This is a genomic window from Streptomyces reniochalinae, from assembly GCF_003323735.1.
GTDB lineage: Bacteria > Actinomycetota > Actinomycetes > Streptomycetales > Streptomycetaceae > Streptomyces > Streptomyces reniochalinae.
Genome location: NZ_QOIM01000024.1, coordinates 250,314 through 274,796, shown reverse-complemented (window position 1 = coordinate 274,796; position 24,483 = coordinate 250,314). Strand labels below are relative to the sequence as shown.

General features: G+C 72.7%; 24 protein-coding genes. 16 read left to right on the top strand and 8 right to left on the bottom strand.

Annotated features, from left to right (window positions below):
• The first annotated feature begins 120 nt into the window (after positions 1-120).
• The 7 genes from DQ392_RS06650 (at position 121) to DQ392_RS06620 (ending at position 5,405) form a co-directional block, all read left to right on the top strand.
• The gene (locus DQ392_RS06650; RefSeq protein WP_114014567.1) at positions 121-1,077 is read left to right on the top strand and encodes a type II secretion system F family protein; all 957 of its coding nucleotides are present in this window, start codon (positions 121-123) and stop codon (positions 1,075-1,077) included.
• A 4-nt stretch (positions 1,078-1,081) separates the two neighbouring features.
• Complete coding sequence (locus DQ392_RS06645) at positions 1,082-1,972, top strand: DUF5936 domain-containing protein (protein WP_114014529.1); 891 nt, start codon at positions 1,082-1,084, stop codon at positions 1,970-1,972.
• Between the two features lie 382 nt (positions 1,973-2,354).
• Entirely contained in the window at positions 2,355-2,558 is a 204-nt protein-coding gene (locus tag DQ392_RS06640; RefSeq protein ID WP_114014528.1) for a hypothetical protein, read from the top strand.
• Between the two features lie 50 nt (positions 2,559-2,608).
• Entirely contained in the window at positions 2,609-3,148 is a 540-nt protein-coding gene (locus tag DQ392_RS06635) for a hypothetical protein (RefSeq protein WP_114014527.1), read from the top strand.
• A gap of 32 nt (positions 3,149-3,180) precedes the next feature.
• Positions 3,181-3,774 (top strand): hypothetical protein, encoded by a 594-nt coding sequence (locus DQ392_RS06630; RefSeq protein WP_114014526.1) that lies wholly within the window; start codon positions 3,181-3,183, stop codon positions 3,772-3,774.
• Positions 3,775-3,776: 2 nt separating this feature from the next.
• Positions 3,777-4,529 carry an OmpA family protein gene (locus DQ392_RS06625; protein ID WP_245981218.1) on the top strand — a complete coding sequence of 251 codons (753 nt, stop codon included), beginning with the start codon at positions 3,777-3,779 and terminating at the stop codon, positions 4,527-4,529.
• 114 nt (positions 4,530-4,643) lie between these two features.
• On the top strand, positions 4,644-5,405 hold the full coding sequence (locus DQ392_RS06620) for a hypothetical protein (protein ID WP_114014525.1): 762 nt from the start codon (positions 4,644-4,646) through the stop codon (positions 5,403-5,405).
• Here DQ392_RS06620 and DQ392_RS06615 read toward each other — a convergent pair.
• Together DQ392_RS06615 and DQ392_RS06610 are read right to left on the bottom strand one after the other, a co-directional pair.
• Positions 5,342-6,310: a hypothetical protein gene (locus tag DQ392_RS06615; protein WP_114014524.1), complete on the bottom strand. Its 969-nt coding sequence runs from the start codon at positions 6,308-6,310 to the stop codon at positions 5,342-5,344. The two genes, DQ392_RS06620 and DQ392_RS06615, sit on opposite strands and share 64 nt — an antisense overlap.
• 115 nt (positions 6,311-6,425) lie before the next feature.
• On the bottom strand, positions 6,426-6,647 hold the full coding sequence (locus DQ392_RS06610; RefSeq protein WP_114014523.1) for a hypothetical protein: 222 nt from the start codon (positions 6,645-6,647) through the stop codon (positions 6,426-6,428).
• Positions 6,648-6,906: 259 nt separating this feature from the next.
• Here DQ392_RS06610 and DQ392_RS06605 point away from each other — a divergent pair, with 259 nt between their 5' ends.
• Entirely contained in the window at positions 6,907-7,659 is a 753-nt protein-coding gene (locus tag DQ392_RS06605; protein ID WP_425470492.1) for a prepilin peptidase, read from the top strand.
• Positions 7,660-7,877: 218 nt separating this feature from the next.
• Here DQ392_RS06605 and mgrA read toward each other — a convergent pair whose 3' ends face one another.
• Entirely contained in the window at positions 7,878-8,978 is a 1,101-nt protein-coding gene (gene mgrA, locus DQ392_RS06600; RefSeq protein WP_114014521.1) for an L-glyceraldehyde 3-phosphate reductase, read from the bottom strand.
• Between the two features lie 106 nt (positions 8,979-9,084).
• Between mgrA and DQ392_RS06595 the strand changes: the two genes are divergently transcribed.
• The 4 genes from DQ392_RS06595 to DQ392_RS06580 all read left to right on the top strand — a co-directional run bounded on the left by DQ392_RS06595 (position 9,085) and on the right by DQ392_RS06580 (position 14,601).
• The gene (locus DQ392_RS06595) at positions 9,085-9,846 is read left to right on the top strand and encodes an isoprenyl transferase (RefSeq protein WP_114014520.1); all 762 of its coding nucleotides are present in this window, start codon (positions 9,085-9,087) and stop codon (positions 9,844-9,846) included.
• Between the two features lie 463 nt (positions 9,847-10,309).
• Complete coding sequence (phoH2, locus tag DQ392_RS06590) at positions 10,310-11,650, top strand: RNA 5'-3' helicase PhoH2 (protein ID WP_114014519.1); 1,341 nt, start codon at positions 10,310-10,312, stop codon at positions 11,648-11,650.
• 552 nt (positions 11,651-12,202) lie between these two features.
• A complete protein-coding gene (locus tag DQ392_RS06585; RefSeq protein ID WP_181856304.1) occupies positions 12,203-12,943 on the top strand; it encodes an aggregation-promoting factor C-terminal-like domain-containing protein in 741 nt (246 codons plus the stop codon).
• Positions 12,944-13,182: 239 nt separating this feature from the next.
• Positions 13,183-14,601: an AI-2E family transporter gene (locus DQ392_RS06580; protein WP_181856303.1), complete on the top strand. Its 1,419-nt coding sequence runs from the start codon at positions 13,183-13,185 to the stop codon at positions 14,599-14,601.
• Positions 14,602-14,635: 34 nt separating this feature from the next.
• On the opposite strand, the gene DQ392_RS06575 is transcribed toward DQ392_RS06580, so the two are convergent.
• Entirely contained in the window at positions 14,636-16,486 is a 1,851-nt protein-coding gene (locus DQ392_RS06575; RefSeq protein WP_114014517.1) for an alpha/beta hydrolase, read from the bottom strand.
• 337 nt (positions 16,487-16,823) lie between these two features.
• On the opposite strand from DQ392_RS06575, the gene DQ392_RS06570 reads away from it, so the two are divergent.
• Both DQ392_RS06570 and DQ392_RS36140 read left to right on the top strand, forming a co-directional pair.
• On the top strand, positions 16,824-17,759 hold the full coding sequence (locus DQ392_RS06570; protein ID WP_114014516.1) for an SPFH domain-containing protein: 936 nt from the start codon (positions 16,824-16,826) through the stop codon (positions 17,757-17,759).
• Positions 17,756-18,076 carry a type II toxin-antitoxin system antitoxin gene (locus tag DQ392_RS36140; protein ID WP_114014515.1) on the top strand — a complete coding sequence of 107 codons (321 nt, stop codon included), beginning with the start codon at positions 17,756-17,758 and terminating at the stop codon, positions 18,074-18,076. The genes DQ392_RS06570 and DQ392_RS36140 overlap by 4 nt, the downstream gene beginning before the upstream one ends.
• A gap of 143 nt (positions 18,077-18,219) precedes the next feature.
• On the opposite strand, the gene DQ392_RS06560 is transcribed toward DQ392_RS36140, so the two are convergent.
• A complete protein-coding gene (locus DQ392_RS06560; protein ID WP_425470491.1) occupies positions 18,220-19,212 on the bottom strand; it encodes a LysR substrate-binding domain-containing protein in 993 nt (330 codons plus the stop codon).
• A 176-nt stretch (positions 19,213-19,388) separates the two neighbouring features.
• On the opposite strand from DQ392_RS06560, the gene DQ392_RS06555 reads away from it, so the two are divergent.
• Together DQ392_RS06555 and DQ392_RS06550 are read left to right on the top strand one after the other, a co-directional pair.
• On the top strand, positions 19,389-19,943 hold the full coding sequence (locus tag DQ392_RS06555) for a peroxiredoxin (RefSeq protein WP_114014563.1): 555 nt from the start codon (positions 19,389-19,391) through the stop codon (positions 19,941-19,943).
• 6 nt (positions 19,944-19,949) lie between these two features.
• Complete coding sequence (locus tag DQ392_RS06550) at positions 19,950-20,483, top strand: alkyl hydroperoxide reductase (protein WP_114014514.1); 534 nt, start codon at positions 19,950-19,952, stop codon at positions 20,481-20,483.
• Between the two features lie 207 nt (positions 20,484-20,690).
• On the opposite strand, the gene DQ392_RS06545 is transcribed toward DQ392_RS06550, so the two are convergent.
• From DQ392_RS06545 to fomD, 3 genes are all read right to left on the bottom strand, one after another.
• Positions 20,691-22,874, bottom strand: a complete 2,184-nt coding sequence (locus DQ392_RS06545; protein WP_114014513.1) for an ATP-binding SpoIIE family protein phosphatase — start codon at positions 22,872-22,874, stop codon at positions 20,691-20,693.
• A 73-nt stretch (positions 22,875-22,947) separates the two neighbouring features.
• Complete coding sequence (locus DQ392_RS06540; protein ID WP_245981217.1) at positions 22,948-23,658, bottom strand: class I SAM-dependent methyltransferase; 711 nt, start codon at positions 23,656-23,658, stop codon at positions 22,948-22,950.
• 118 nt (positions 23,659-23,776) lie between these two features.
• The gene (gene fomD, locus DQ392_RS06535; RefSeq protein ID WP_114014511.1) at positions 23,777-24,454 is read right to left on the bottom strand and encodes a cytidylyl-2-hydroxypropylphosphonate hydrolase; all 678 of its coding nucleotides are present in this window, start codon (positions 24,452-24,454) and stop codon (positions 23,777-23,779) included.
• Positions 24,455-24,483: the final 29 nt, after the last annotated feature.

The following is a 24,483-nucleotide window of genomic DNA, read 5'->3' as shown; positions in this document are numbered from 1 at the left end:
CACCCGGGAGGCCGTGTGATCCCTCCGTACGCGCACGCGGCACCGTCCGGGCTCCCGTCCCCCGCGCCGCCGGCCCCGTCCCCCGCGCCGTCACCTCAGGGCTCGGCGGCGGTCCTGGCGCTGGACGCCGCGGCGCAGTTCGCGCTCTCGGCCGCGCTGGTCGCCTGCGCGCTGGCCGTCGCGGGCGTGCTCACCTACCTCTCCGGACGGGCACGCAGGCGGGCACTGCTCGCACGGCTGGCCGACAGCGAGCACACCGCCGGGACCCTGCCCCCCGGGCCCGGCGGCAGACGGCGCCGCTTCGCCGGGGTCGACCGCCGCGTGCGCGCCACCGGCCCTGGACGCCGCCTCCAGGCCAAGCTGACCGCCACCGGGCTCGAGGTGACGCCCGGCGAGTACGTCGTCGCCATGGCCGCACTCGTCGCCGTCCTGTGGGTACTGGCCTCCTGGGCGCTGGCGCCGTTCTTCGGGCCGCTGGCGGGACTGGTCGGCGTACTGGCCGGCAACGCCTTCCTCGGCCACCAGCGGCAGCGCCGCACCGAACAGTTCATCAGCCAGCTGCCCGAACTCGCGCGCATCCTCGCCAACGCCACCTCGGCGGGGCTCGCGCTGCGCACCGCCCTCGGCATGGCCGCCGACGAACTGGAGGCACCGGCGGGCGACGAACTGCGGCTGGTGACCGACCAACTCGCGGTTGGCCGCTCCATCGACGACGCGCTGGGCGAGTTGGCCGAGCGGCTGCCCTCCAGGGAACTCGTCGTCCTCGTCACCACGCTCGTGCTCTCCAACCGCGCGGGCGGCACCATCGTCGCCTCCCTGCGCAACCTGACCACCACACTCGAAGAGCGCAAGGAGACCAGGCGCGAGGTCCGCACCATGCTCGCCGAGGTCAACGCGACCGCCTTCACCATTCCACTGCTGGGACTCGGCGCGATGCTGATGATGAACTCGATGATGCCCGGCGCGCTCGCCCGCGTCACCGGCAGCCCCGTGGGGCAGATCGCCATGGTCATCGCCGTCGGCCTGTTCGCGGCCGGGTTCTGGGTGATCCGCCGGCTCGGCCGGATCGAGGTGTGAGGCCGTGATCGCACTCGGACTCGCCGCCCTCGCAGCCCTCGCGGTCTACGGCGCCTTCGCCGGCTGGCGGATGTACCGCGCCGAGACGAAGCTGCCCGCCGACCTGGCCGTCGCGCTGGAGGTCGGCGCCACCCGCACCACCAAGGGCGAGGCCGCCGTCGACCGCCTCGGCATGCGGCTGGCACCGCTGGTGCTGCGGCTGATGGGTCCTGGGCAGGTCGCCAGGAAGCGCCGGAGAATCGACCAGGCGGGCAACCCCGGCGGACTCACCCTGGAGCGGTACGCGGCGCGCCGCGCCGTCTGGGGCCTCTTCGGGCTTCTCATGGCGCTGGTCGGCCTGGCGGCCGGCAGCCTCTTGTTCACCGTGCTCGTGCTGGCGTTCGGCTGGTTCGCGGCCGACCTGGTCATCCGCCAGGCCATCAAGGACCGCCGGCGCGTCATCGAGCGGACCCTGCCCGACTTCCTCGACGTCCTCGCCGTCGTCGTCTCCGCGGGGCTCGGCTTCCGGCAGGCACTGGAACGCGTCGCCGACCGCTACGCCGGGCCCTGGGCGGACGAACTGCGCATCACCCTGCGCCAGATGGACATGGGCGTCAGCCGCCGTCAGGCCTTCGACGAGCTGCGCCGACGCAACGCCAGCGACCAGGTCGACCAGTTCGTCACCGCCCTCCAGCAAGGCGAGGAACTGGGCGCCCCCATCGCCGAGACGCTCATTCAGATCGCCACCGACATGCGCCGCACCGACGCCCAGAACGCGCGCCGCAAGGCGGCGAAAACCGTTCCCAAGGCGACGATGTCCACCATCGCCTTCCTGCTCCCCGGCACCCTCATCCTCATCGTGGCGACCTTCATCCTCGGCTCGGACACGGACTTCGGCTCCGTGCTGGGGGGCTGAACCATCACCTTCCCCGCTCTTCGGAGGCGTTGCCGCCCGCGGCCCTGCGGGCGGGCCGCCCACGGCCCCTCCCACGGCCGGAGCCGCGCGGCAGCCGCCGCCGCGCTTCTTGGCCTTCCCGCACGTCACCGCCCCCGCGCCGATGCGGAGGCCAACGGGTTTCTCACCACCTCTTCGCCACCGCAACCAGATGTGGCACAGTCTGCATTCGGGCAGCGACTGTTAGCTACACCGCGCGGGGGTGAGGGAGGGGCGCGCGACGTGACGTCACCGAGCCGCTGCGGCCCCCACCGGGGCCGCCACACGCGGTGGGCGAGCCGGCCGGACGCGGGGGCGTGTCCCTGCGGGGACAGCGAGTCGACCACCAACGGAGGAGATCCCGATGTCGAACGCCATCCGCAGGCGTATCCGGACCCGCATCGCCCGCCTCCGCGGGCCCGCAGCGGACCGGGGCGCCAACTCGATCGAGTACGCCGGCATCGTCATCCTGGTCGCCGGCATCATCCTCGCCATCCGGGCGCTGGGGCTGGACTCGATGATCTCCGGAGCGATCGCCAACGCCGTGAGCGCCGTACTCGGAGGCTGACAGCACCCGGGGCGGCGGACTGCGGCCAGACGGTCATCCTGTACGGCGCCGTGATCGCGGGGCTGCTCTTCCTCGCCTTCGCCTTCTTCGCCGTCGCCCAGGCCGCCACGGTCCGAGGCGGCGGCCAGACAGCCGCCGACGCCGCCGCGTTGGGAGCCGCACGGGACGACCGGGACCTCCTCTTCGACGGGTTCGTGGACGCGCTGCCCGAAGAGGGGGAGTGGCAGGACTGGCTGGAAGCCCTGGCCCCGCTGCCCGGCGACGGCTGCGGCCAAGCCGCACGCTTCGCCGACCGCAACCGCTCGGAACTGGTCGCCTGCGACCCCACGACGCGTGAGGGGGACAGCGGCTACACCGTCGGGGTGGAGACGCGCTTCGACACGGGCGACACCATCGTTCCCGGCGCGGACCACAAGAAGGCGCACGCCACCGCCACCGCGGTCGTCAGGCCCCGCTGCACGGCCGAGAACGGGACCGGTGGCGAGGAGATCGAGCTCACCTGCGACGACGAGAACCTCACGATCGACCCCGACGACGAGGATCTCGACGTGGAACCGTCGGACCTCTTCTCGGTGGTGCTGGTCGAATGACGAGCGGACGAGGAATGAGAGCCGGGCACTTGATGAATCTTCGACGCATCACGGGGCTTCGCCGGGGCCTCACCGCGGTGGCCCTGTCGGCCGGTCTTGTGCTGCCGGCGGCGGGCTGCGGCGGGGGAGGCGACGGCGGCGACGACACCAAGGAGCCGCGGGCCTCCCGGACGGACGAGGACGGGGGCGGCGGTGACCGGCCGGGCGGGACAGGGGGCGGCGAGCCGCTCGCCGAGGTGAGGGGCGGGGACGACATCACGCTCACCATCGAGTCGGCCCGCCGCGAGTCGGGCGGTTTCGTGACGGTGGCAGGCAAGGTCACCAACGGAGGCGGGAAGGTCTGGGTCGCACCCGGGTGGGAGGGCAAGGAATCCGAACTCGCCCTGCGCAACAAGCTCTCCGTCGCCGGCGCGAAGCTCGTCGACAAGAAGGGCAAGAAGCGCTATCTCGTGCTCAGGGACACCGAGGGCCGGTGCCTGTGCTCGTCCTTCGGGCAGCCGGTCCAGGCCGGGAAGTCGAAGACCTGGTACGCCCAGTTCCCCGCGCCTCCCGAGGGCAACGACAAGGTCGAGTTCCAGATCGCCGACATGCCTCCCGCAGGCGTGACCCTCGGTGGGGAGGGGTGAGGATGGGTGCGCGCGGGCCGCGGCTGACCGGGGCGCTGGCGTGTTCGTCCGTCACGGCGGCACTCGTGCTGGGTCTGCACGCCCCACGGGCGGGGGCCGACGATCCCACCCCGCACCCGACGCCCTCCGTCCCGGACATCGCCACGCGGTACCCCACCGACGACCCGACGACCATTCCCACCGGGCAGGCGCCGTCCCTCCCCGGGGAGAAGGGGCCGGGGGATCCGGGGTTCAGCGAGCCGCCGGACAACATCGGGGAGGCCGAGGCGCCGGTGGAGGTGGACCCGAAGGCGGAGGGGCTGCGGCTGGCCGACGGCGCGAAGCTGGCGGAGCCCAGGGTGCTGGACATCAAGTTCGTGACCGAGGACCTGGGCGGTGAGGAACGCCGCGAGGACAGCACGGTAAAGACGAAGTTCACCCTCCAGGCCGAAGTGCTGTTCCCCAAGGACAGTGCGAAGCCGAACAGCGGGGCGCAGGACCGGATCAAGGCGATCGCCGAGGAGATCGAGAAACAGGGCAGCGCCGAGGTGAACGTCTTCGGCTTCACCGACGACCTCGGCTCCTACGAGCACGGCAAGAAGCTGTCCAAGAAGCGGGCCACCGCCGTACAGACGGAGTTGGCGGCCCGGCTGGGGCCCGACGTCAGCTTCCACGTGCGCGGCTACAGCGAGGACTATCCCGTCGCCGACAACCGCACGGAGGACGGGCGGAAGAAGAACCGCCGCGTGGAGGTCTCCTTCCCGAAGAAGGACTGACGGGCCGGAGGAAGGAGCGGCGGGCCCAAGGAGCGCTCGCGGGTACGCCCTTGCGGCCCGGTCCGCGCGGCCCGACGATGAACGGCACCGGCAGCGACGAGGGGACGGTGCGGCGTGGAAGGCGGCAGTGCGGCGACGGGCGCCGGCCCGGTGGCGGAGTCCGATCCGGTGGCTCGCGTCGACCCGGTCGCGGGCGCCGGCCCGGTGACCGGTGGCGTGGGGGCGCGCAGCGGCGGTGGCGCGGAAGGGCGCGCCGGGGGCGGCGGAGGGAAGAGCGCACGTGCGCGGCTGCGCGCCTGGTCCGTCGGCTGGACGGCGGGCGCCGCCCACACGCTCGGCGCGGCCCTGTTGATGGTCACGGAGTTCGTACGCCAGGACGTGGCGGGCCTCGGCGAGAAGGTACCGCCAGGCGCCGAACTGCCGGGTTACGCCGCGGACTTCCGCCACCTCGTCGACATCCTGGACGGCCAGTGGTGGTTCAGGGCGGCGGAAGAGGTGCGGGACGCCGTCGCCTTCGGTGAGCCGCGTGCCGCGCTGTGGGCGGCCGTCTGTGCGGCGCTCGTCGTCCGCTGGAATCCGCAAGGGCCGCCCCTCGTCCAGGGCCTGCTGTCCCTGGTGGGCGCCTTCTACTGCGTGGTGGCGGCCGTGGCAGGGCTCCCGTACCTGGCGCTGGCCGGCCCCGCTCTCCCGTTCGCGCTGGTCACCGGTGCGGTTGCGCTGGCGGTGGCGGCCCCGGGCTGGTGGCGCCGGGCGAGGGGCGGCGAAGGCGGGCGGCCGGAACCCGACGCGGGCCCGTACGGGGGCCCGACGGGTCACTCCGTGGCGTCGGCGGCGCACAGCGTCCGGCTGCCGCCGTCGACCTTCCAGGACCAGTAGCGCGAGTGCGTACCGCTGTCGCCTTTCCGGCACGGGGTGGGCCGGTCGTAGACGCCGGTGATGGCCAGCAGCCGGTCGTAGCGGCCCGGCCCACCCTTTCCGCCGTCCCCGCCGTCCCCGCCGTCCCCGCCGTCCCCGCCGGAGGGTGGCCGGGTGGAGCAGGCCGGCGCCGACATCAGCGCGGCCCGCAGCCGGCCGCCGTCCGACTCGGCCAGCAGGCACTGGTCGGTGCGGAACTGACGGGTGACGCACAGCGTGGTGCCGCCGTGCGTCCAGGAGGCGCGCCCGTTGCCGGTGGGGCAGGACGTCTCGGTGTCGCCGCCGCGCCCCGCCGCGTGGACGGCGGTCACCCGGGTGAACGCCCGGTCGTCGCCGCACGGCACACGCGTGGCCTCGGTGGGGGCCGGACGGCTCCAGCCCGACCCGTTGCCGTGCACGGTCAGGCACTGCCCGGCCCGCACCGAACGGAAGTCAGCGGCCAGGGAGTCGGAGTCGCCGCCGGGACCCGCCGCGGGTCCTGTGGCGCCGGGCGTGGAGCCGGGCGGGGTCGGCAGTGCGCTGCTGCCGGGCGTGGGGCCGAGCCGGGACGGTGACGGGGCGGCCGTCGTGCTGTCGTCGGGGCGCGGCGTGGGGTACGCGGGGACGCTGCTGGCGCTGGGGGAGGGGCGGGCCGCGGCGCCGTCGGCGGAACCGGGCGGGCTGACGACCTTGGGCAGGACCAGCGTCGCGAACAGCGCCGTGGCGAGCAGGAGACGGCGCCGCCCACGGCGGGCGCCCTCCCGCACCTCGGCCGACGCGCCCCGCGGCGCGGGCGGCCGCTGCTCGCGCCCGCCGCCGGGGTCCGTTCCGCCGTCGTCGGGCTGCTGCCCCGTGCCGCTGCCGGCCCGCCGCTGTGCACCGCTCATGCGCCCATGCTTGCGGATCAACGGGTGGGTGGCGAGACCCCGTTGGGAACGGGGTGCGGAATCACGCGCTACGCGGCGCGGAGCCGGAGAGAAGAGATGGCCGAGGCGGCGGCCCTCACGCCGCCTCGACCATCTCGGCATGGACGGCGCGCTGCCACTGGCCGCGCAGCCTGTCCAGTTCGGCGAGAGCTTCCTTCGACCAGAGGGTGCGGCCGGCGACGAAGCTCCGGATCGCGTCGTTGGCCGCCGTGACGGTGAGCTCCGAGGCGGGCACCTGGCCCGCGTCGGTCTCCCGGAACCTTCCGGGCTCTCCGGGCCCGGTGGAAGTCGATGTCATGCGGACTACAGTACGGCCCCCCACTGACAACGGCAGTTGGTTAACGAGGCGCCCGGGGCGGCCGATTGGCGCTGCGTCGCAGGTGTCGGCGCTGTCCCGCTCCGAGATGCTCCGACCGGGTGTGAGATGAATCGCTCCCGGGAACCTCCCTACGGCGGATCGGCGGGCGGTTCGGCGGCCTTCCCCACGGGCCCGGCGGCGGGGAGGGGCAGACCCGGCGAAGAAGGCGCCACCGTCGTCGTAAGCTCGCCGTGTGCCGCTGGAGTGGATAGCGATCGTGGCCGCCGCCGTCTACGGTGCCGCGGCCGGTGCCGTGCTGCCACGCGCGGCCTACCGTCTCTCCGTCGAGCCCGGAGCGCCCTGGCGCGACAGCTGCCCGCGAGGACACCCGCTGGGGGGCGGCGTGCGCGCGGTGCTCGGCCCCGCCGTCTGCGGCGCCTGCGCAAGGGCGGAAGAACCGCAGAGGCCCTACCGGGGTGGGCGCGAGGCCCTCGCGCTGGTCGGCGCCGTGGTGTGCGCCGGGCTGGCGGCGGCCGTCGGCGTGCGGCCCGAGCTCGCGGTGTGGCTCCTGTGCGCGCCCTTCGCCCTGCTGCTCGCGGCCGTCGACCTGGCGGTGATGCGCCTCCCCGACCTGCTCACCCTGCCCTTGGCGGCCGGCACCGCCGCGCTGCTCGGGCTCGCGGCCCTGCTGCCGGGTGCGGGCGGCAGCTGGCGGCGGGCGCTGCTGGGCGGCCTGGTGCTGGCCGGCGCGTTCTTCGTGCTGTTCGTCATCAGCCCGCGCGCGGTGGCCTTCGGCGACGTCAAGCTGGCGCTGTCGGTGGGGGTCGCCCTTGGGTGGTACGGCTGGGCGGTGCTCTTCGCGGGCGCGTTCCTCGGCTTCCTGTCGGCCGCCGGATACGGTGTCGCGCTGATGGTGACGGGCCGCGCCCGCCGCGGCAGCGCCCTGGCCTTCGGGCCCTTCATGGTGCTCGGCGCGGCGGCGGGCGTCGCACTGGGGGGACTCGCGGCCTGACGCCGGGCCGGACGGCACGAGGGGGGACAGGGCGAAACCAGGGCGACACGGAAACGGCCTACTGGCCTGTGCGACACGGTCGTTGGTGTGCGGAACATCGCGTCCGAGGGGCTAAGGTGGGAACCCCCCCTCGGGCCGGTCCGTATCCCCCCACGGACCGGCCCGCTTTCTGTCACCCCCGCCCGGACCGCCGCACGCGCCCGGACGGCCGTGCCGGATCAGGAGTTGCTGCTGGCCGCCCAGATGTTGGTGCCCGGCTCGGAGACCGCCAGGTCGTCGATCTCGCGCAGCTCCTCGTCGCTGAGGGGGGCTCCCCGCAGCGCTGCCACGTTGGCCTCCAGCTGGGTCACGGAGCTGGCTCCGATCAGCGCGGAGGTCATCCGCGGATCGCGCAGGACCCAGCGGAGCGCCAGCTGCGCCAGCGACTGGCCGCGCCGCTCGGCGACGGCGTTGAGGCCGCGCAGCCGCCGCACGACCTCCTGGGTCAGCAGCCCCGGGTCCAGGGACTTGCCCTGGGAGGCGCGGGAGCCCTCGGGGATGCCGTCGAGGTACTTGTCGGTGAGCATGCCCTGGGCGAGCGGTGCGAAGGAGATGCAGCCCATCCCCTCGGCCTCCAGGGTGTCGAGCAGCCCGTCCTCCTCCGTCCAGCGGTTGATCATCGAGTAGGACGGCTGGTGGATCAGCGCGGGGACGCCCATCTCGCGCAGCAGCCGTGCCGCCTCGCGGGTGCGGGCGGCGCTGTAGGAGGAGACGCCCGCGTACAGGGCCTTGCCCTGCTGGACGGCGGAGGCGAGCGCCCCCATCGTCTCCTCGAGCGGGGTGTCGGGGTCGTAGCGGTGCGAGTAGAAGATGTCGACGTGGTCGAGCCCCATGCGGCCCAGCGAGGCGTCCAGGGAGGAGAGCAGGTACTTGCGCGAGCCCCACTCGCCGTAGGGGCCCGGGTGCATGAGGTAGCCCGCCTTGGTGGAAATGACCAGCTCGTCACGGTACGGGCGGAAGTCCTGGGCGAAGACGCGGCCGAAGTTCAGCTCGGCGGAGCCGGCCGGCGGGCCGTAGTTGTTCGCCAGGTCGAAATGGGTGACACCCAGGTCGAACGCACGGCGCAGGATCGCCCGCTGGGTCGCCAGCGGACGGTCGTCGCCGAAGTTGTGCCACAGGCCGAGCGAGATCGCCGGCAGTTTCAGCCCCGAACGGCCGGTACGGCGGTACTCCATCGCGTCGTACCTGGCGGGGTCGGCCCGGTACAGGGTGTCGGAAGGCACGGCGGTGGGAGTGGGTGCGGAAAAGGGGGATGTGGTCAGGTGCGTGTGGTGCGTCATATGCCATTTCTTATCACCGCCACCTGACCGGCTCGGTTCGTACGTAAGGGCGAACGGCAGTAAGGTGCTGGAATCCCCATTCGGCACGGAGAGGCTGGCCGTTCCCATGAAGTTGCGCGACCTGGTGTACAAGCTCTATGCGCGCCGGGTGGAGGACCGTCTCGACCACGCACAGGTGCCCAAGCACATCGGCGTCATCCTGGACGGCAACCGTAGGTGGGCGCGCGCCTCCGGGGGAACGACGGAGCAGGGCCACAAGGCCGGAGCCAGCAAGATCCAGGAACTGCTCGGGTGGTGCGACGAGACTGACGTCGAGGTCGTCACCCTGTGGCTGCTGTCCACCGACAACCTCAACCGTCCCGAGGACGAACTGCTCCCGCTCGTGGGCATCATCGAGGACACCGTGCGTGACCTGGCCGCCGACGGGCGCTGGCGCGTGCACCACGTGGGCCAGCTCGACCTGCTGCCCGCGAGGACCCAGCGGGTGCTCAAGGAAGCCGAGGAGCAGGCGGGCGAGGTCGACGGGATACTGGTCAACGTGGCCGTCGGATACGGCGGGCGGCAGGAGATCACCGACGCCGTCCGCTCCCTCCTGGCCGACCGCGCCGCGCGCGGAATAAGCCTCGACGAGTGCGCCGACGACCTCACCGTGGAGGACATCTCCGAGCACCTCTACACCCGGGGCCAGCCCGACCCGGACCTCATCATCCGCACCAGCGGCGAAACCCGGCTCTCCGGTTTCATGCTCTGGCAGAGCGCCCATTCGGAGTACTACTTCGCCGAGGTCCTGTGGCCCGGCTTCCGCAAGGTCGACTTCCTCCGGGCCCTCCGCGACTACGCCGCCCGGCACCGCCGGTACGGCGGCTGAGGCGGCCCGTGCGCCGCGGCTGAGACCGCGCCTCGTCCCACCGGCCCACCCCGTTCCGCCCGCGCGCCGGCCCGCACCGCCCGCGTCCACCCGGCCCAACGGTGTTCCCCCTACCGGAGCTCTTCCCCGCAGGCGGTCCCTCCCCCTTTCTGAAGCTCCCCCGCCGGGGATTCGCACGGCGCTGCACCCTCTCCCGCCCCAGGCGTGCCCCGTGTCATTGCATGCTTGACCACTCGGGAGGGAATATCCCTCACGACCGTGCCCTCGCAGGGGCCACGGTCGCCGGGAGGCCCGATTGGACACCACGGAAGCCCCCGGGCCGCGTGAGGCTCCAGGCCGAGCGGTCGGCGCGGGTGCAGGACGCGGCGGGCCGGAGGCCGGCCCGCGTGGTGCGGGCGCTCTCCGGTCTCTTCCCCCGCGACGCCGTCGCTCCCCGACCTCATCCGAGGGGGTACGTCCCACCGTGGTGATCAGCAAGAAGCGCAGCGAGTCCGACCGGCGCACGTACGTCATCGACACCAGCGTGCTGCTGGCGGACCCGGCCGCCATGGACCGGTTCGACGAGCACGAAGTGGTGCTCCCCGTGGTAGTCGTCACCGAGTTGGAGGCCAAGCGCAACCACCCAGAGCTGGGCTACTTCGCCCGGCAGGCCCTCCGCCGGCTCGACGAGTACCGGGTCAGGTACGGCCGGCTCGACGCGCCGATCCCCCTCAGCGACCTGGGCGGAACGCTCCGGGTCGAGCTGAACCACTCCGATCCGTCGGTGCTGCCGGCGGCCTTCTTGAACAGGCAGGGCCGGCTCGGCGACAACGATTCGCGCATCCTCGCGGTCGCGCGGAACCTCCAGGCGGAGGGGTACGACGTGACGGTCGTCTCGAAGGACCTGCCCTTGCGTATCAAGGCGTCCTCCGTCGGGCTGCTGGCGGAGGAGTACCGCGCCGAGTTGGCCATCACCGACTCCGGCTGGACGGGCATGGCCGAACTCACCCTTCCGGGTGAGGACGTCGACGAGCTGTTCGCGCAGGAGAGCGTGGCTCTGCCCTACGACGCGCCGGAGCTTCCCGTCCACACCGGGCTGGTACTCCAGTCGGAGAAGGGCAAGGCGCTCGGCAGGGTGACAGCGGACGGCCGCATCCGGCTGGTGCGCGGGGACCGGGAGGCGTTCGGCCTCAAGGGCCGCAGCGCCGAGCAGCGGGTGGCACTGGATCTGCTGCTCGACCCCGAGGTGGGCATCATCTCGATGGGCGGCCGCGCGGGCACGGGCAAGAGCGCGCTGGCCCTGTGCGCCGGCCTGGAGGCGGTGCTGGAGCGCAGGCAGCACAGCAAGGTGATGGTCTTCCGGCCGCTGTACGCGGTGGGGGGCCAGGAACTGGGCTATCTGCCGGGCACCGAGGCGGAGAAGATGAGCCCGTGGGCGCAGGCCGTCTTCGACACGCTGTCGGCGGTCACCAGCCGCGAGGTCATCGAGGAGGTGGTGGCGCGCGGCATGTTGGAGGTGCTGCCGCTCACGCACATCCGCGGCAGGTCGCTGCACGACGCGTTCGTCATCGTCGACGAGGCGCAGTCGCTGGAGCGGAACGTACTGCTGACGGTGTTGTCCCGGATCGGTACCGACTCGCGGGTGGTGCTCACCCACGACGTGGCGCAGCGGGACAATCTGCGGGTGGGGCGGTACGACGGCGTCGTGGCCGTCGTCGAGCGGCTGAAGGGGCATCCCCTCTTCTCCCACGTGACTCTGACGCGCTCGGAGCGTTCGCCGATCGCCGCGCTGGTGACCGAGATGCTGGAGGAGGGCCGCGTCTGATCCGTCCACCGGATCGTCCGATCACCCGGACTTCCCCGGGACGGTCAACCGGACATCCGCCAGGGCGATCAGACCGTCATCCGCCGTCCGCCACCCGTCAGTACGGCCGACCGGACACCCCTCGTACCGGTCGGCCTGGCGCTTCGCCGCTGACGGGACGTCAGCGCCGGGCGCTGCGGCGCCCGCCGGAACGGGCCCCGTGCCGCAAGGGCGAAACACCCTAGCGGCACGGGGCCTGATGGCGCGCTGATTTCCGAGATCTCTTTGCCCCAAACGCCGTGTGAGCTTTCCCACTCAACGCCGAATTGCTTCCACGCGTCCGGTTCCGGCAAGGTGTGGGTCCTGTCAGGCCCCGCATACGGCACATCCGCACCACCAACGGTGCGACACCGCACAGCAGTACAGAACTGAACAGCAGTCGCGCCGTATGCCGCCCGAAGAACCACGCGGGCTCTCCCCGAGGGGAGGCCCACCGGGCCCGTGTCTCCCCGCCCATACAAGGGAGGCCAGTGCCAGGGGCACGATTGCGTCCGCGAGGTCACCCGAGCGGGCATGTTGGAAGGAAACCGTGTGACTGCTCGGATTTCGGTCCGGGGATTCGCCGTGGCGTCCGCCACCGCGGTCACCACTGTCGGCGCCGTCGTCGGGGTCGCCGCAGGCGCCGACCAGGGTCAGGCGTCCGACGCCGAGGCCACCGCAGCGCAGGCGACGCTCCTAGAGGACATACCGGCCGGGTCGCAGGCCCAGGCGCAGACCGCTTCCCTCACGCAGCAGGTCGACGCCGCGTCGGCGGCCTCGGACGCGAAGGCGAAGAAGTCGGCCGAGGAAGCCGCCCGCAAGCAGGCCGCGAAGGACGCTGCGGCCAAGAGGGAGAAGGCCGAGAAGGAGGCCGCCGCGAAGAAGGCCGCCGAGAAGGCCAAGGAGCGGGACAAGATCCAGTCCGCTTCGAGCCGTTCCTCGGACCGCGCCGACGCGGGTGACTTCGCGCAGAAGTCCTCCTACTCCACGGCCGAGGTCCAGTCGATGGCCAAGCAGATCGTCGGCGGCGGCCAGTACCAGTGCTTCTCCGAGATCGTCTCGCGCGAGTCGGGCTGGAACTACCAGGCGACCAACGCCTCCTCCGGTGCCTACGGCCTCGTCCAGGCGCTGCCGGGCTCGAAGATGGCCTCGGCGGGTGCCGACTGGCGGACCAACCCGGCCACCCAGATCAAGTGGGGCCTCAACTACATGAACGACCGGTACGGAAGCCCCTGCGGTGCGTGGGACTTCTGGCAGGCCAACAACTGGTACTGAGCCGACCGGCCTCGCACGGCTTCGCCGGACCGCGCGTCCGGACCTGATGCCCCCCGCGGCGACCCGCAAGGATCGCCGCGGGGGGCATCCGTGTGCGCGGTCCGCGACCGCCGTCGCCGCGTGCGGGCTACGGACCGGCCCCGGCCGACCGGCGTCCGGTGCGGAAAGCAACCATCCGCCCGGGTAACGTCGTCCCTCACACGGCGAGGCCACAGGCGAGCGGGGGCGGAGGAAGCGGAATGACGAGCAGAACGGACAGGCTCAGGGCGGCCGTGGGCCGATGGGCCGCGAAGGCCGCTGAGCGGCGCGCCGAAGTGGGGGCCGGCGCCGACTCCGACCCCGGCGGCGACGACGGGATCGACCACCGGCTGAACCACGTCGAGGCCGGACGTGCCCAGGCCGAGGCGGAGGCGGGGGGTGCCGAGGCGGGCAGTGGCTACGTGCCGCCGCCTCCCAAGTACGCGCCCGCCATAGCCGCCAAACCGGAACCGGCCGCCGCCGTGCCGTGGGGCGTGCGGGTCGCCGCCGAGGCGGGGTGGCGCCTGCTGGTGCTCGCCGGTGTCATCTGGGTGCTGATGAAGGTCGTCAGCACCATCAGCCTGGTGATCATCGCGTTCTCGGCCGGTCTGCTCATCACCGCGCTGTTGCAGCCCACGGTCGCCCGGCTGCGGCGGATCGGGCTCGGGCGCGGCCTGGCCACGGCCATCACCTTCATCGGCGGGTTCGTCATCATGGGCCTGGTCGGCTGGTTCGTGGTGTGGCAGGTGATGGAGAACCTGGACACCCTCACCGACAAGGTGCAGGCCGGTATCCAGGAGCTGCGCGACTGGGCGCTCAACGGCCCGTTCCACGTCTCCGAGGACCAGATCAACGACATCGCCCAGAACCTCAGCGACTGGGTGGGTGACAACAGCAAGGAGCTGACCTCGGCGGGCATCGAGGGCGTCACCGTCATCGTCGAGTTCCTCTCGGGCGCGCTGCTGACGATGTTCGTGACGCTCTTCCTGCTCTACGACGGCCGCCGCATCTGGGAGTGGACCCTCAAGTTCGTGCCCTCGGCCGCCCGCGAGGGTGTCGCCGGCGCGGGGCCGCGGGCCTGGGCGACGCTCACCGGGTACGTGCGCGGCACGGTGATCGTCGCGTTGATCGACGCCATCTTCATCGGCATCGGGCTCTACTTCCTCAACGTGCCGATGGCCGTCCCGCTCGCCGTCTTCATCTTCCTGTTCGCCTTCATCCCGATCGTCGGTGCGGTGATCTCCGGCGCGCTGGCCGTCGTCGTCGCACTCGTCACCAACGGTCCGGTCTCCGCCGCGCTGGCGCTGGCCGTGGTGCTGGCAGTCCAGCAGATCGAGAGCCACATCCTCCAGCCGTTCATCCTGGGCCGGCTGGTGCGTGTCCACCCGCTCGCCGTCGTCCTCGGCGTGACGGGGGGCAGCCTCATCGCGGGTATCCCCGGCGCGGTCGTGGCGGTACCCCTGGTCGCCGTCAGCAACACGGTCGTCGGCTATCTGAAGGGGTACGCGCAGGAGCAGACGCTCCGCCAGCTGAGGGAGGCCACGGTGCGGCCTGCCGCGACCGGTGCCCAGGGCGACGAGGGCCCTGCCCCTGCTCCGGGCCCCGGTCAGGGACAGCTGCCGGGAGACGGCGGCAAGTAGCGGCACGGCCGGCGGGGAACCGCTCCCGCCACCGTCAGTAGGGAGCTTCCCGCCGGTCCATGAACCGGCGCAGCCGCTCCGTGTCCGTGTCCGTCCATCCCTCGGAGGGCGCGACGGCGGCCCACGCCTCCACCGATCCGTTGCCGTACCGGTGGCCGTGCGGTGCGCCGACACCGTACGAGACGGCCATGTCCACCGTCGTCTGCCAGAAGGTGACCAGCGGGAACCAGTTGACCTCGTCGGTGATGTCGGGGCCGAGGGGTTCGCGCAGCCAGCGGGGCGGGTCGAGGGCCAGTCCCGGGGACCACCACACGATCGCGTCCGAGGCGTTTTGCAGGTAGACGACGCGCGGCCGCTGCCAGGTAGAGGCGGGTCCGGGGCGCGCGAGGTCCTCCTCGGGCCACTGTGCGAAGCGGAAGTGGCGCCCGTCCTCGTACTCGGGCCGCCAGATGGGGCTGTCCGGGTCCCGGTGCGCGGTCAGCTCCCTGCGGAGCGGGGAGAAGTTGGGCGATCCCGCCAGCACCGCGCCGTCGACCTTGGAGAGCATGTCGTCGGGGCCGTCGAACGCGGCCTCGATGCCGTAGGCGCCCAGCGACTCGCCGAAGACGACGAGTTCGGGGCGCCGGTCGGCGGGCTGTTCGCGCAGGCGGGCGCGGACCGCGTCGACCAGGGCCCGGGTGGCGCGCCCCGCCTCCTCCTTGTCCACGAGGAAGGACGCCCAGCTGGGCAGGTACGAGTACTGCACGGCCACGATGGCGGTGTCGCCGCCGTGGATGTACTCCAGCGGTTCGGCGTCCGTCGAGTTGACCCAGCCGCGCCCCGTCGTGCCGGCGATGGCGAGCACGCTCCGGTCGAACGCGCCGGTGCGCTCCAGCTCGCGTACCGCCAGCCGGGCGCGTGCGGTGAAGGTGGACGCCGACTCCTGGCCGACGTAGACGCGGATCGGCTGGACCGCCCACCTGCCGGTCACGGAGGTGATCTGCCGCGAGGTCAGGGAGGAGCCCGTGAAGTTGCGGCCCTCGTAGCCCAACTCGTCCCAGTCGACGTAGGATGCGGCGCTTCCCGAGACCAGCGGCGTGCGGGGCCGGGTGATGCCGTCCTTGGTGCTCTTGTCGGTGTTCTGCGCCAGATACGCGGCGACGTCGATGACGCCGCGGTCGAAGACGACGTCCCGGGTGCCGAAGACCACGACCATCGCGCTGACCAGCAGGCTCACACCGATGGCCACCGGGCGCGGTACGAACCGTCCCAGCAGCCGGATCAGTACGCGCGTCCCGAGCCGCACGGCGCGGCCCAGCGCCACCAGCGCGCCGCAGATCGCCAGGGCCACCGCGGCGATCATCAGGGAGTGCCAGGTGAGGGTCTCCGGCATCTCCTGGAGTCTGCGCAGCTCCCGCTGCGCGTCGGCGCTCCAGGACAGCGCGGCGATGGTCGCCGCGGTGCTGAGCGCGTAGTACGTCAGCCAGGCGCGGGCTCTGAGGCGCGGATGGGGCCGCAGGGCCCCGCGTCGGCGTGCGCGAGCGCGCAGGCGGCGCCACGCGGGGCGCACGGTCAGCCGAACCAGCCACTCCGCGAGCGCGCCGATGGCGTATCCGATGGCGGCCGTTATCCCGCCGATCACCCCTTGCAGCAGCCACGGCCGGGGCACGAGCGAGGGTGTCAGCGAGAGCCAGAAGAAGAGGGTGGCGCAGCAGATCGCCGTCAGCCCTGGCCAGCGCCGTACGACGTAGGAGGGCGCGGGCGGGTCCCAGTAGGGGCGCCGGAGCAGTGCCCTGGCCAGCACGCGGATCCTGCGCAGGCGCCGCCTGGCGCGCGGGGGCAGGGGACGGCGCGGCGGGGGTATGCGACGGGGCGGCGCGAGCTGTCTGTCCGCGACCTGCCCCATCGTCCTCTTTCCCGTCTTTCCCGTCTTTTCCCGCCCGGTGCGTGCGCCCTCTTCCCGTCGGGTGCGGGCGCCACGCTGCACAGTGCCCGACCGTCCAGTATCGGCCGTCCCCGTCAGCGGACGCAGTGGGGGTCGAAGGGGTTGCTCAGCGGGCCGCCGGTGCCGCCGGGGGGCGGTCCTCGCCTCCGCTCGTCATGGCTCCGTCGCGGCTCCGTCCTGGCCTGGGACCGGTCTCGTACTGGCGGAGAACGGACCCAGCCGCTAAAGTGATAGCACATTGATAGGGCGCACCGTCTCGACCGGACGCGCGCCGGAGACCGGAGAGACGGGGAGAGCGATGACCACCGACCAGCCGACTGACGCACCCGAGATGCCCGCACCCGAAGTGCGGGAGACGAGCGCCCACAGCATCCCGGGCGGGCTCGCCCTGCTCCTGGGGCTGATCGGCTTCCTGATCGGCGTCGGCGCCACCGTCCTGGGCGGCGGAATGGCCTCCGACGGTCAGGGAGCCGCGGGCATCACGCTGCTCGTCGTCGGCATCGTGGTGGTGATCGGCTCCGTGTTCGGAATGGCGGGGCTGAACATGGTGGCGCCGGGTGAGGCCCGCGTCGTCCAGCTGTTCGGCCGCTACACCGGCACCATCCGCGCGGACGGCCTGCGCTGGGTCAACCCGCTCACCAGCCGCACCAAGATCTCCACCCGGGTGCGCAACCACGAGACGGCGGTCTTGAAGGTCAACGACGCCTACGGCAACCCGATCGAGCTCGCCGCGGTCGTCGTCTGGCAGGTGCGGGACACCGCGCAGGCCACCTTCTCGGTGGACGACTACGTCGAGTTCGTCTCCACGCAGACCGAGGCGGCGGTCCGGCACATCGCCATCGAGTACCCGTACGACGCCCACGACGAGGCCGGACTCTCGCTGCGCGGCAACGCCGAGGAGATCACCGAGAAGCTGGCAGCCGAGCTGACCGCACGCGTCAGCGCGGCCGGCGTGACCATCGTCGAGTCCCGCTTCACCCACCTCGCCTACGCGCCCGAGATCGCCTCGGCCATGCTCCAGCGGCAGCAGGCGGGCGCCGTCGTCGCCGCCCGGCAGAAGATCGTGGAAGGCGCCTGCGGCATGGTCGAGGACGCCCTGGCCAGGATCACCGCCCAGGACTTCGTGGAACTGGACGAGGAGCGCAAGGCCAGCATGGTCAGCAACCTGCTGGTCGTGCTCTGCGGCGACCGCTCCCCGCAGCCGGTGATGAACACCGGGTCGCTCTACCAGTGACGGACGACGGCGAGAACGCCGCCTCGGGCGGGAACGCCACCTCGGGCGGGAACGCCGCCTCGGAGGAGGGGGCCGAGGCGGCGGCGGAGCCCGAGGGCCCGCAGCCCGCGAAGGGGAGGCCGCGGCAGCGCAAGCAGGTGCTGCTGCGGCTCGACCCCGCGATGCACGACGCGCTCGCCCGCTGGGCCGCCGACGAACTGCGCTCCACCAACGCGCAGATCGACTACCTCCTGCGCCAGGCCCTCAAGGAGGCCGGCCGGCTGCCCAGTCGGACCAGGCCCCACCCCCGCAGGGGCCGGCCGCCCCGCGAGGACTGAGCACTCCGGATCACGGCGGTGCGGGGCGTACGGCCACGGCGGCGTGCGGCGTGCGGCGTGCGGCTACGGCGGCGCATCGCGTGCGGCACGCGGGCCGCGGCGGTGCGGGGCGTGCGGGTACCGGCGGTGCGGGGTGGTCGGTTTCACGGCAGCGCGGGGCGCACGGGAAGCGTCGCCAGCGCGGCCCGCAGGGCGTCCCCGAACGAGTGGAACTCCTCCTCCCGCGCCGCGCCCTCCCGGGTCGCCAGCGCGATGCGCCGCGAGGGTGCCGGGTCGGCGAAGCGGGCCGTCTGTAGCGAGGCGTTGCGCCCGGTCTCCACGCGGACGGCGGTCTGCGGCAGCAGGGTGACGCCCATGCCACCGGCCACCAGCTGCACCAGGGTGGAGAGCCCCGCCGCGCTGGTGGTCACACCGGTCGACTCGGTGCGGCCCGCCTCGCGGCAGATGTCGAGCGCCTGGTCGCGCAGGCAGTGCCCCTCGTCGAGCAGCAGCAGGTCCAGTTCGCGCAGCATCGAGCGCGGCAGATCGCCCCGCCCGGCCGCCGGGTGGTCCTGCGGGGTGACGAGCACGAAGTCCTCGTCGAACAGGGGTATCTCCCGCACCCACGGCGCCGCCAGCGGCACCGCGCACAGCAGCAGGTCGAGCCGCCCCTGCCCGAGCCCCTCCAGCAGCGAGTCGGTCTGCTCCTCGTGGACCTGGAGATCCAGGTCGGGGTAGCGCTTGTGGACGAGCCCGAGCACGGTCGGCAGCAGATACGGGGCGACCGTGGGGATCACCCCCAGGCGCAGCACGCCGGTGAACGGGGCCTGCGCCGCCTCCGCCTCCTCCATGAGCTGGCCCATGGCGTGCAGCACGGCGCGTGCGCGGACCGCCATCCGCTCACCGGCGGGGGAGAGCAGCACCTTTCGGGTGGTCCTCTCCAGCAGTTGCACCCCCAGCGTCTCCTCCAGCGCGGCGACGGCGCCCGAGAGCGCGGGCTGGCTCATGCCGATGGCCGCTGCGGCTTCCCTGAAGTGCAGATGCTCGGCCACGGCGACGAAAGCCCGCAGCTGGGAGACGCTGGGCTGCCGGTGGCGGACGGCGCGCTGCGGCCGAGCGGGCGGGGAGGCGGACGGGGAATCCGGGGCCGGGTGCACGGGCTGCGCGGGCACGGACTGCGCGGTCGGTGCGGTCACTGATAAGTCACTCCAATCAACCACACCAACTGTAGCTATTTCCGCGATCAATGCCGCATGTGGTTAGGTGGTTTCGACCAACCTCCAGGAATGCACAGAAACTGGGCATCCTGGCCGCAAGTGCAAGGAGTGTGTACGTGCTCACCGTCGGTGACAAGTTCCCCGAGTTCGAACTGACTGCCTGCGTCTCTCTGGAGAAGGGCAGCGAGTTCGAGACGATCAACCACAAGACCTACGAGGGCAAGTGGAAAATCGTCTTCGCGTGGCCCAAGGACTTCACTTTCGTCTGCCCGACGGAGATCTCCGCCTTCGGCAAGCTGAACGACGAGTTCGCCGACCGCGACGCCCAGATCCTCGGCTTCTCCGGTGACTCGGAGTTCGTGCACCACGCCTGGCGCAAGGACCACCCGGACCTGACCGACCTGCCCTTCCCGATGATGGCCGACTCCAAGCACGAGCTGATGCGCGCGCTCGGCATCGAGGGCGAGGACGGCTTCGCGCAGCGCGCCGTCTTCATCGTCGACCAGAACAACGAGATCCAGTTCACGATGGTGACCGCGGGCTCGGTCGGCCGTAACCCCAAGGAGGTCCTGCGGGTCCTCGACGCGCTCCAGACCGACGAGCTGTGCCCCTGCAACTGGACCCAGGGCGAGGAGACCCTCGACCCGGTCAAGCTGCTGGCAGGTGAGTGACCGACCATGGCTCTCGATGACCTGAAGCAGGCCCTTCCGGACTACGCGAAGGACCTCAAGCTCAACCTCGGCTCCGTCATAGGCAACTCGGACCTGCCGGGGCAGCAGCTCTGGGGCACCGTGCTGGCCTGCGCCATCGCCTCCCGCTCCGGCATCGTGCTGCGCGCGCTGGAGCCGGAGGCCAAGGAGAACCTGAGCGCGGAGGCCTACACCGCCGCGAAGTCGGCCGCCGCCGTCATGGCGATGAACAACGTCTTCTACCGCACCCGGCACCTGCTGTCGGACCCGGAGTACGGCACGCTCCGCGCCGGGCTGCGGATGAACGTCATCGGCAACCCCGGCGTCGAGAAGACCGACTTCGAGCTGTGGTCGCTCGCCGTCTCCGCGATCAACGGCTGCGGGCAGTGCCTCGACTCGCACGAGCAGGTGCTGCGCAAGGCCGGTGTGGACCGGGAGACGATCCAGGAGGCGTTCAAGATCGCCGCCGTCGTGCAGGCGGTCGGCGTCACCCTGGACGCCGAGACCGACCTCAGCGCCTGACCCTCGCCCCGCGCGCAGCGTCGTGCGGGGAACCGGCCCGCACCCGGCAACGATGCGCCGGCCCTCGCAAAGCGGCGGCCGTCGCCGGGTGCGGGCCGGTTTCGTCGCTGTCCGCGAGGGCGCTTGCCCACCCGCGCCCCGGCGTCCGGGCGGGAGCCGCCCTCAGGGTGCGGACCTCCCCGGCACGGCGGGGCACGGGGGAGCCCGTCAGGGCTCCGGCGTGGGCTCCGGGCAGGGGAGTTCGAACCAGACGACCTTGCCGGTCGACAGGCGGGTGGCACCCCAGCGCCGTGCCAGCCGGTTGACCAGGTAAAGGCCGCGCCCGCCCTCGTCGGTGGCGCGCGCCTGACGGAGCCTCGGCAACTGCGGCACGTCGTCGCCGACCTCGCAGCGCAGCATGTCCGTCCGCAGCAGCCGCAGCGTGATGGGCCGCTCGGCGTACCGCACGGCGTTGGTGACGATCTCGCTGACCAGCAGCTCTACCGCGTCGGACAGCTCCTCCAGGCCCCAGCGGGCGAGCGCGCGCCGGGCGAGCCGCCTGGCCTGCCGCGCGGTCTGGGCGCGCGGGTCGAGGAACCAGTACGCCACGTCGCTGGGCGCGATCCCGTCGAACCGGGCGGCCAGCAGCGCGATGTCGTCGTCCCGGTCGCCGGGTCCGACGATGTCCAGCACCTCGTCGCACAGCGGCTCCAGCGGGGCGGCCGCGCCGGGCCTGGTGAGCCGCGCGGTGGCGGCCAGCTTCTCGCGCAGGTGCTCGATCCCCGTCCACACGTCGCGCTGCCGCGACTCGACGAGCCCGTCGGTGTACAGCAGCAGCGTCGCCCCCGCGGGGGCGTCCAGTTCGACGGCCTCGAAGTCGACGCCGCCCACACCGATCGGCGCCCCGGCCGGTATCCGCAGCACCTCGGCGCGCCCGCCCCGGTGCAGCATCACCGGCGGCGGATGGCCCGCGTTGGCGATGACGATGCGGTGCGCCACCGGGTCGTAGACGGCGTACAGGCAGGTGGCCATGCGGTCGCTGCCCAGCCGTTGGGCCTGCTCGTCCAGGTGGTGCAGCACCTCCTGCGGCGGCAGGTCGAGTCCCGCCAGGGTCTGCGCGGTGGTGCGCAGCTGACCCATGATCGCGGCGGAGGTCATCGAGTGGCCCATCACGTCGCCGACGACCAGCGCCACGCGGGAACCCGGCAGCGGAATGGCGTCGTACCAGTCGCCGCCGACCCGCGCGGTCTCGGCCGCCGGCAGGTAGCGGCTGGCCAACTGCACCCCGGTGGGCTGCGGCAACTCGTCGGGGAGCATCGTGCGCTGGAGCTCGTCGGCGATGTAGGCCTCGCGCCCGTAGAGGACGGCCTTGTCGACGCCCAGCGCCGTGTGCGTGGCCAACTGGGCCGCGATCAGCAGGTCGTCCGGCTCGAACGCGGGCCGGTCGGGGCGGCGGAGGAAGACCGCGGCCCCGATGACTCTGCGCCGGCCGCGCAGCGGAGCGAGGATGGCGCGGTTGCCCGCGGGCACGTCGCGGTCCGGGCCGAGGAGTTCGGGCAGTGCGGCGCTGGCCGCGGCGGAGTCGGCGAAGACGGGGCGTACGCCGCGCAGCACCTCGGCGAGGGGCCCGCCCGCGCGGACCTCGGCCAGTTGGGCGGCGGTGGTGCCGGCCACGCCGGCCGCCATGCCGGAGACCATGCCGAAGGCGAGGCCCGGGCCGCCCGCGTGCGCTCCGGCATGCTCGGTCGCCTCCCCGGCGGTGCCGGTGCCGGTGACGGGGGCGACCGACTGGGCGGCTTGCAGCGCCCGCGCGGTCAGCGGGTCGTCGGGGATGCGGTCGCTGCGCCGCAGCCGCAGGACGAAGGGGCCTGTGGGGCGCTCGTCGCCCACCGGGAGCGGGTCGCGCAGGTAGACGAGGATGGCGTCCGAGTACGCGGGCACGCTGGCGCGGCACAGTCCCAGTACCGTCTCGTCCAGGTCGACGCCGCGCGCGATGCGCCGCGTCGCCGCGCCGACGAACCGCAGCCGGTCCCCGCCCCGGCGCTCCCGCTCGGAGCGCTCGCTGCCGTCCGTGGAGTCGCCCGGCGCCGGGGCGGGGGCGTCTCCTGGCCGGGCTCCGGCCGCCTGCCCCGCCCCGGTCGCAGGCTGCGGGGCGTGCGGCCGGGCGTGCTGCGGGGGTTGCGAGGGGTGCGGCTGGGGTTGCGAGGGGACGGCGTCGCGTCCGCGCGGGGCGGCCGCCTCGTCACCGCGGCCCGTGCCGCCGGTGGTGCGGGCGTCACCCGTGCCGTCCGGGGGCTCGCCGGCCGAGCCGGCGGCGTCCCGGCCCGGCGAGCCGGGCGGCTCGGGCGGCGTCGACTCGGCGGTGCTGCTCGCCGCAGGCTTCTCGTGCTCCGTCACGCGTTCGGTTTCCATCCATCCGGGGCTGCGCGTCGGCGCACGCCCAGCGCCAGGCGCTCGCGGGTTTGCGGGCTGGCGGGCTAACGGTCTATGGGCGTCGTCGGCAGTGCAGGAAGAGCTGAATCTCAGGCGGTATATCCGTGCTCGCAGGAGCGTACGCGCGTGCGTCCTCCTCCACGATGTCGAATCCCGCGTCCTGGACCACCCCGCGCAATTCGTCTCGCAGGTAGCCGGATACCCGGATCGCGTGACCCAGGAACGGAATGGCGAAATCGGTCACGTCCGCTTCCACCATTCCCAGGACCAGCGGCCCCTCGCCGCGCAGCTGTCCGTGCAGGGCCCGGAGTGCGAAGGGGATCTCGGCGCGGGGCAGCATCAGCAGCGAGAAGAAGGCGGCCACACCGTCGAACGGGCCCAGACCGGCCGACTCCAGGTCGGCGACGTCCAGGCTGCGGCACTCGCTCTCGGGAACGTTGTCGCGGCACAGCTTCAGCATCGACGACGACAGGTCGATGCCGACGACCTTGTGCCCCGCGTCGGCCAGCCGGCGCGCGGTGGGCAACCCCGTGCCACAGCCCACGTCGAGAACCCTGGAGCCGGGTGCCAGCTGCTCCGACAGCCACGCCGTACCGGCGATCTGGCCCTCCTTGTGCGGAAACGCCTCGTCGTACCGGTCCCCAATGGCGTCGAAAGCCTCGGACTGACCCGTTCTGTCGATACTCCGACGGTCAAAACCGTTATATGCCCCGGCACCTGACCCGGCTATCCCGCTAGCCCCAAGACCCGCAGAACTGCTCACGGCTGGGCTCCTTCCTGGCTGCCGGTCAAATCCCCGGGGGGTGCGGGGAGTTGTGCGGCGCATTTCGTACGGAGGTTGATCCTACGTTTGCAGTATGGGGGCGTATCAAGGGGCACCGTCAGCCCGGTGCGCACACACCGGACGGCGGTCTGTCCCAGTCCTGTGGCAACGCGGGCACCGGCCACGCCGGTTCCGGCCGCCACCCCTCCCAGCCGTCCGCGAACGGGGAGCCCCAGGCCTGTACCGCCTCGACGGCCCGCCGCCCCGCCTCACGCACCTGCCCGGCCTGCGCGGCGGACATCAGCCCCGCACGCTGGGCCTCGGCGAACTCGTCCTCGTCCCGCCACTCCCAGCTTCCGTCCGGCCACACCTCGAGGTCCAGGAAATGGTCCTCGGAGTCGACACCGCCCGGCCAGCGCAGCCGCGGCTCCTCCAGATTCACGTAGAAGTTCTTGAACCGCCAGCCGCGCTCCCAGAACAGCCACACCGACCACGGCTCGGCAGGCCGCGCCAGCTTGAGCACGCCCATGCCGAACCAGGGGGTGAAAGCGGCCCTGCGGGGCTTGGTGTACCGGGTGGCCAGCGGTTCGCGGTGCAGCGGGGTACCGTCCGCCAGCTCGGGGCGCACGCACAGCGTGCCGGGCGCCATCCACACCGCCAGCAGCTCGGCGGTGTCCCGGACCACGGTGACGGGACGGCAGATGTGGGGGTGCGCGGCGCCGTTGGCGCGGTAGCGCCACAGGATCGGGGTGCCCGTGGGCCAGCGCTGCGTCGCCGCCGCCTGTTCCGCTGTCATGACGAGATCTTAGGCGCCCGCCGCGCCGG